The sequence below is a fragment of the Paraburkholderia sp. BR10937 genome, from assembly GCF_040965695.1.
Lineage (GTDB): Bacteria > Pseudomonadota > Gammaproteobacteria > Burkholderiales > Burkholderiaceae > Paraburkholderia.
In genome coordinates this window covers 126,155-132,595 of record NZ_JBFRCL010000024.1, presented here as the reverse complement: position 1 = coordinate 132,595, position 6,441 = coordinate 126,155, and the positions used below count along the sequence as shown (strand labels likewise).

At 67.9% G+C, this 6,441-nt stretch carries 7 protein-coding genes and 1 pseudogene; 2 read left to right on the top strand and 6 right to left on the bottom strand.

The annotated features are described in order from the left end of the window. A pseudogene (locus tag AB4Y44_RS21055) lies at positions 1–135 on the top strand (IS110 family transposase); the annotation flags it as partial. A 178-nt stretch (positions 136–313) separates the two neighbouring features. Here the strand turns inward: AB4Y44_RS21055 and AB4Y44_RS21050 are convergent. After that, entirely contained in the window at positions 314–790 is a 477-nt protein-coding gene (locus AB4Y44_RS21050) for a carboxymuconolactone decarboxylase family protein (protein WP_368700776.1), read from the bottom strand. A 66-nt stretch (positions 791–856) separates the two neighbouring features. On the opposite strand from AB4Y44_RS21050, the gene AB4Y44_RS21045 reads away from it, so the two are divergent. Next, entirely contained in the window at positions 857–1,363 is a 507-nt protein-coding gene (locus AB4Y44_RS21045; protein WP_368700775.1) for a MarR family winged helix-turn-helix transcriptional regulator, read from the top strand. Positions 1,364–1,385: 22 nt separating this feature from the next. On the opposite strand, the gene AB4Y44_RS21040 is transcribed toward AB4Y44_RS21045, so the two are convergent. The 5 genes from AB4Y44_RS21040 to iaaH form a co-directional block, all read right to left on the bottom strand. Continuing rightward, the gene (locus AB4Y44_RS21040) at positions 1,386–2,153 is read right to left on the bottom strand and encodes a CDP-diacylglycerol diphosphatase (RefSeq protein WP_368700774.1); all 768 of its coding nucleotides are present in this window, start codon (positions 2,151–2,153) and stop codon (positions 1,386–1,388) included. A 155-nt stretch (positions 2,154–2,308) separates the two neighbouring features. After that, on the bottom strand, positions 2,309–2,611 hold the full coding sequence (locus AB4Y44_RS21035; protein WP_368700773.1) for a DUF6587 family protein: 303 nt from the start codon (positions 2,609–2,611) through the stop codon (positions 2,309–2,311). Further along, positions 2,608–4,461: a ferrous iron transporter B gene (locus tag AB4Y44_RS21030; RefSeq protein WP_368700772.1), complete on the bottom strand. Its 1,854-nt coding sequence runs from the start codon at positions 4,459–4,461 to the stop codon at positions 2,608–2,610. The genes AB4Y44_RS21035 and AB4Y44_RS21030 overlap by 4 nt, the downstream gene beginning before the upstream one ends. Beyond that, entirely contained in the window at positions 4,458–4,709 is a 252-nt protein-coding gene (locus tag AB4Y44_RS21025) for a ferrous iron transport protein A (RefSeq protein WP_368700771.1), read from the bottom strand. The genes AB4Y44_RS21030 and AB4Y44_RS21025 overlap by 4 nt, the downstream gene beginning before the upstream one ends. Before the next feature lie 264 nt (positions 4,710–4,973). Beyond that, a complete protein-coding gene (gene iaaH, locus AB4Y44_RS21020) occupies positions 4,974–6,428 on the bottom strand; it encodes an indoleacetamide hydrolase (protein ID WP_342918971.1) in 1,455 nt (484 codons plus the stop codon). Positions 6,429–6,441: the final 13 nt, after the last annotated feature.

Genomic DNA, 6,441 nt, shown 5'->3' with positions numbered 1-6,441 from the left:
TACGCACGCAAGGTCCAGCAGGGCAAGCGACATAACCAGGCGCTCATCGCACTGGCACGGCGACGCTGCGACGTCCTGTTTGCCATGCTGCGAGACGGCACCTTTTACGAACCCAAGTCAGCCCCTAGCGCTTGACGAACCACATAGGGGCACCCCCCGGCGAATGTGCGATATGGTCGATGTCCGACCGAGATGGCTGGTCGGGCCACTCAGTCGGCGCAATCGTATGCCGTCTTTCGCTCAGGGGGGCGGCTTTGTAATTGGAGGAAAGAGTTCAGGTAAGGAATGCCTGCATTTCTTACCTTTCCTTTCCTCACGCTGCTTCGTCGCGCACCGGCGGCGCAAAGCGCAGCGCTACCGCAATGCGGTTCCATGCGTTGATATTCGCCACGGTGGCGGTCAAGAACGCCATCTGCTCGCCGGGAAACTGGCGCGCCACGTCCTCGTAGAGCGCGTCGCTCACACCGTGATGGAGCTTTGCGGTCAGCGCTTCCGTGTAAGCCAGCGCGGCGCGTTCACGTTCGCTGAAGCATTCCGGCGCCTCGTGCCAAGCGGCCACGAGATCGAGCTTGACGCGCGGCACGGCTTTCTCGCGCGCAATGTTGAGGTGGTACTGGATGCAGAACGCACAGCCGTTGATTTGCGAGGCGCGGATTTTCAGCAGCTCGGTGAGCGGCTTTTCGAGCCCCGAGGCGTCGACCGCCTTGCTCATGGCGGAGAGCGCGGCGGCCACCGGGGCGGCGTCGCGTACGAAGGTTTCGTAAGCAATGCGGGTAGAAGTGCTGGACATGACTGGACCTCGCGAAGTTTGGCCGTTAATATCAGAGCACGAACATCATATTCGAACTCTGACATCATGCGCAAGACAGCGAAGAAAGACCCGGCTTCGGAAGGGGGCGGGCCCACGAGCGCCATTCCGGCGGTCGGCGAGGGCAAGCGCGGCGAGGCGGGCTATTTCGGCTACCTGCTCCGCCAGGCGGGTGCGGCGCACCGTTTGCGCATGGAACGCGCGCTCGACGATCTCGGCATTACGCCGCCGCAATTCGTCGTGCTGACCATGCTGGCCGCCTACCCCGGCATTTCGGGCGCCGATCTCGCGCGGCTCGCGGCGCTCACGCCGCAAACGGTGAGCGTGATCGTCGCGAATCTGGAGCGTGGCGGCGCGATCGTGCGTCGCCCGCACGCGGTGCATGGGCGCATTCAGCAGATCGACGTGACCGATGCGGGCGAAGCGCTGCTCAGGCAGTGCCGCACGCGCGTGAAGAAGCTGGAGGCGCGCATGGCCGCGGGTTTCACGGCCGAAGAGGAGCAGGTAATACGCCGCTGGCTGGTGAGCGTCGCGCGTGAGGACGACGCGGGCTGAATGCAGCCGCGTCGTCCTCGCGTTACTGCGAAGCGCTCTTCGCTTGCGCGAGGCTGCACGAATGGTCGAGCAGGCCTTCCGCCGTGCCGGTCCCGCCATCGACATCGAGCCCGCTGTTCACGACGAGCCAGCCGTCGTGCTTTGCATCGGGGCCGGCGCCCGTCACGAGTATCGTCTGCACGGCCATCGTCTGTTGCGGGCCGAGATCGCGCTCGACCACGCGAAAAGGATTGTTGTGGTCCGAGAGGCTCGTCACGCGCGTGACGCGGTAGCGCGAGCCGTCGAGCGTGGTCCAGCGCCACGTGCCCGGCGCGATGTCGCCATACGGCGCGAGCGCCTTCGTAATGTCGGGGCGCATGCAATCGACGTGAATATGCAGTTGATTCTGTGTGCGGCGCTCCGAGGAATTGATTTCGAGGCCGAGCTGGTTACCGGCGAGCGGCATGCCGATCTTCGCCCCCACGAAGCGTCCCGCGCTCCATGCGCCGACCCAGTACTCAGGCGCGCCGCCGTAGAGAATTTCGGGACTCTCGATGCCGGCCACGCGGTCGGTGGGAATCACGAGATACTGTGCGCGCCCTGCGATGTCCTTGAGCACGGCATAGCGCTTCTGGAAATCGACGGTGGTGCAGGGGCCGGGCTGGCCCTTGTCGCGCATGTTCGGCACGCACTGGCCGCCGACGACTTTCCACAGACCGTTGGAATCGACCGCGGAGAGGCGCACACAGGCGCCGGTGGCGGCGAGCGCAACGACGGCCGCCGTGGCGACGGCAAGCCGGGACATCCGCATGAAAGGGGCAAGGCGCAAGGATCGCATCGGCACGAAGTGTCTGGGTTCATTCGATCAAACGCGCCGCGCTGCGAAGCCTGCACGCGTCGCGGCGCGACGCAGCGCGCAGTGTAGCGCAATGGCCGTGACAGTCGCTTGTGCGCGGTTGGCGCGGCTTATTTGCGGCGCGGATGAAACGTGACCGGTTGCGTGTTCGATGCGTCCGTTGCCGCGGGCGTCGGCCCGCACGTTCCGCAGGTGCCGCAGCCGTCGCCGCAATCGCCGGTTGCGCCATTGGGCTGCACGAAACGCCCGAGGCGCTGCGCAAATGTACTACGTTGCGAACGCAACAATCTCGCGGCCAATGCTGCCTGCACGCGCGTGGCCGTTTTCGGCGCGAGCTTGCGCAGCGTATAGACGAAGCTCGCCGCCACGAGCAGCGCGATCACCGCATATTGCGCGACGAGTCTGGCGCTCATACGAAGTGCCTCGCGATCTGATACGTGACGAACGAGGCCGCATAGGCCACGACCAACATGTAGCCGAACGACACCACGACGGCGCGCCACGAGCGCGTTTCGCGGCGAATCACGGCGAGCGTGGACATGCATTGCGGTGCGAACGCGAACCACACCATCAGCGAGAGTGCGCTGGCGAGCGAGAAGTTCTGCGCGAGCGTGTGGCCGAGCGCGGCGGTATCCGCGTCGCCGCCTGCTACCGAGTACACCGTGGCGAGCGCGGCCACCGCCGTTTCGCGCGCGGCGAACGCGGGGATCAGCGAAAGGCTCATTTGCCAATTGAAGCCGAGCGGCGCGAACGGCCATTGCAGCGCGCGGCCCAGATAGCCGGCGATGGAGTAATCGATGGCGGGCAGCGTCGCGCCTGCGGGCGGCGAGGGGAACGTGGAGATGAACCACATCAGCACGGTGAGCGCGAGGATGATGCCCGTGAGGCGCTTGAGGAAGATCGCGCCGCGCTCCCACAGGCCGATGGCGACGTCGCGTGCGCGCGGCAGCCGGTACGAGGGCAGTTCCATGAGCAGCGCGTGTTCGCGGTGGTCGCGGCGCAGCTTCTTCATGACCCAGCCCACCGCCATCGCACCGACGATGCCGGCGGCGTAGAGCGCGAAGAGCACGAGGCCCTGCATGTTGAACACGCCGAAGATCATGCGGTGCGGAATGAAGGCGCCGATCAGCAGCGCATAAACGGGCAAGCGCGCCGAGCACGTCATGAGCGGCGCGACGAGGATCGTGGCGAGCCTGTCGCGCGGATCGGAGATGCTGCGCGTGCCCATCACGCCGGGAATCGCGCACGCGAAGCTCGACAGCAGCGGAATGAACGAGCGCCCGGTGAGACCCACGGCCACCATCATGCGGTCGAGCAGGAAGGCCGCGCGCGGGAGATAGCCCGACTCCTCCAGTACGAGGATGAAGAAGAACAGCACCAGAATTTCGGGCAGAAAGCCGAGCACGGTGCCGACGCCGCCGAACAGCGCGTCCGTCACGAGGCTGCGCAGCGGGCCGTCGGGCAGCGCCGCGCCGGCGGCCGTGCCGAGCCAGGTGAAGCCGTCGCCGATGGCGTCGGTGAGCGGCTTGCCGAGCGAATACACGGCCTGGAACACGAGGAACATCACGAACGCGAGGATTAGCGGGCCGAGCAAGGGATGCAGCGCGAAGCGGTCGATGGCGTCGTCGCGCGCGTCGGTGGCGCGCGGCATCGTCACGGCGCTCGCGAGGATCGCGCGCACCGTGCCGTGCAGGTCGTCGCTCGCGGCTGCAGCGCCTGCTGGCGGTTGTGTCTCTTCAGCCGTCGTGCGGTCGATCAGCTCGATGAGCGCTTGCGCGCCGCCGCGCCGCACGGCCACGGTTTCGACCACGGGCATGCCGAGCCGGCGCGCAAGCTCGCCGACGTTCACCTCGACGCCGCGGCGCCTGGCGGCGTCCATCATGTTCAGCGCGAGCACCATCGGGCGTCCCATGCGCTGCACTTCGAGCACGAAGCGCAGATGCAGGCGCAGATTCGTCGCGTCGGCCACGCAGACGATCAGATCCGGCGCGGCCTCGCCCGGGTAGCGGCCGAGCAGCACGTCGTGCGTCACGCGCTCGTCGGGGCTCGTCGAATTGAGGCTGTACGCGCCCGGCAGATCGAGCAGCTGCACCTTGCGCCCGGAGGGCGTAGCGAAGCGCCCCTCCTTGCGCTCGACCGTCACGCCCGCGTAATTGGCGACTTTCTGACGCGCACCGGTCAGCAGATTGAAGAGCGCGGTCTTGCCGCAGTTGGGATTGCCGACGAGCGCCACGCGCAGCGGCGTAACCGGGACCAGGCTCATTGCGCGGTCTCCCCGTTCGTCGTCACGTTCACGCGCTGCGCTTCCGCGCGGCGCAGGGCAAAGCGGGTCGAGCCGATCTGCACGAGCAGCGGGTCCGCGCCCCAGGGTGCGCGCGCAACCACGCGCACGGGCTCGCCCGCAACGAAGCCGAGGTCGCGCAGACGCTGCGCGATCGGGTCGGGGGCATGGATATCCTCGACACGCTCCACGAGGGCGGTCGCTCCTTTGGACAGATCGGTCAGACGCATAGGTGGAGGGCTTGCTTACAACGAATGAGAACCGTTCTCATTGTAGCGGCAGCGCGGTCGTTGTGGCGGCAAATGCGCCTCGGGTCCGTCGAGGTGGGCGGGGAACCCGCGGCCGAGGCGGGGTAGCGGCGGCGCGTGCGCTCATTTGCCGCAGTTGCGCGCGGTGTCCGGCGCGAAGGCGGTTTATTCCGGATCGCTAATCAAACGATCGGCGCGGCAAGCATGCGCCGCGCGGCGTGCTCGTTGCCAGGGTGGCCCGTGCGCTCAAATCTCCGGCGCAGGCAGCGTCCCGAGAATCGCTTCGAACGCGAGACCGATTGCGAGCAGCCTGCGGTCGCCGCCGGCCGGTCCGTCGAGTTCGAGCCCGACTGGCAGGCGCGCGTCGACAAGGCCCGCGGGCAGCGCGAGGCCAGCAATGCCGGCGTTGCTCGCGGGATCGGTGTTGCGCAGATACGCCTCCATCTCGTCGATCGGCGCCGCGCCGTCGATCGACACGCGAGACGATCCGTTCAGTTCGTCGATCGGCACGGCGGCGAGCCGCGTCGTGGGGAAGAGCAGCGCGTCGAGGCCGCTGGCCGCGAAAGTCTGCGCATAGAGCTGCTGCAGGCGCGGCCGCCACACCGTCATCGCGCCGTGATAGTCGCCGCCGCGCGCGTCGGCGAGCACGGCGTCGTAGGCCGCGCGCACGTCGGGGCTCGCAATGCGCGCGGCGACTTCGGCCACGGTTTGCGCCGGTGCGTGGTTCGCAACGAGCCATGCGGCGAGATCGTCGATGGGCTCGTGCAGTGCGATTGCGTAGCTCACGCGGTCGTTCAGCGCGAGCAGCTCGCTCATTTCGACCGGCACGAACGTGACGCCTGCGGCTTCGAGCTTCGCGAGCGCGGCGCGCGCCACGTCTTCGAGCGCGGCTTCGAGGCCTTCCCACAGCGGCGCGGGCAGGCCGACGCGCAGATTCGTCACGGCGGCTGGCGAGAGCGGCCCGTGTCCGGTGATCACGGCGTCGAGCAGCGCGACATCGGCGACCGTGCGCCCCATCGGCCCGACCGTGTCGCGCGTATGACTGATCGGCACGACGGCCTGCGGGTCGTGATAGCGGCGTTGCGTGCCGCCGTCGCCCACGCTCGGGCGCAAGCCGACGATGCCGCACAGCGCGGCGGGTATGCGCGTGGAGCCGCCGGTGTCGGTGCCGAGTCCGGCGGGCACGATGCGTGCCGCAATGGCGGCCGCTGTGCCGCCGGAGGAGCCGCCCGGAATTCGTTCGGGATCCCAGGGGTTGCGCACGGGCCCCGCATGCGGCGCGAGATTCGTGCTGGTGATGCCGAATGCCAGCTCGTGCATGTTGGCCTTGCCGAGCAGGATTGCGCCGGCATCGACGAGGCGCTGCACCGAAGGCGCGTGACGCGCGGGCACGAAGCCTTCGAGCGCGGGCGTGCCCGCCGAGGTCTGCAGGCCGCGCGTATTGATGTTGTCCTTCACGACCACGGGCAGCCCGGCGAGCGGCAGACGCGCACGCTCGCTGGCGCCGAGCGCGTCGATGCGCTGCGCGGCGGCGAGCGCGCCTTCCACGTCGAGCACGGTTAGCGCGTTGAGGTTGGAGAGCGCCTGCGCGCGCGCGAGCAGCGTGGCGACGTAGTCGGCGGCCTTCAATTGTCCGGCCTGGATGGCCTCGACGGCTTGCGTTGCGCTCAGTTCCAGTTGCTGGTCGACAGTCCAGGTCATGCAGCGTTCTCCT

Bases quoted from the DNA above. Each gene is read 5' to 3' on its own strand.
- AB4Y44_RS21050 (WP_368700776.1), bottom strand. From the start codon at position 790: ATGTCCAGCACTTCTACCCGCATTGCTTACGAAACCTTCGTACGCGAC.
- AB4Y44_RS21045 (WP_368700775.1), top strand. From the start codon at position 857: ATGCGCAAGACAGCGAAGAAAGACCCGGCTTCGGAAGGGGGCGGGCCC.
- AB4Y44_RS21040 (WP_368700774.1), bottom strand. From the start codon at position 2,153: ATGCGGATGTCCCGGCTTGCCGTCGCCACGGCGGCCGTCGTTGCGCTC.
- AB4Y44_RS21035 (WP_368700773.1), bottom strand. From the start codon at position 2,611: ATGAGCGCCAGACTCGTCGCGCAATATGCGGTGATCGCGCTGCTCGTG.
- AB4Y44_RS21030 (WP_368700772.1), bottom strand. From the start codon at position 4,461: ATGAGCCTGGTCCCGGTTACGCCGCTGCGCGTGGCGCTCGTCGGCAAT.
- AB4Y44_RS21025 (WP_368700771.1), bottom strand. From the start codon at position 4,709: ATGCGTCTGACCGATCTGTCCAAAGGAGCGACCGCCCTCGTGGAGCGT.
- iaaH (WP_342918971.1), bottom strand. From the start codon at position 6,428: ATGACCTGGACTGTCGACCAGCAACTGGAACTGAGCGCAACGCAAGCC.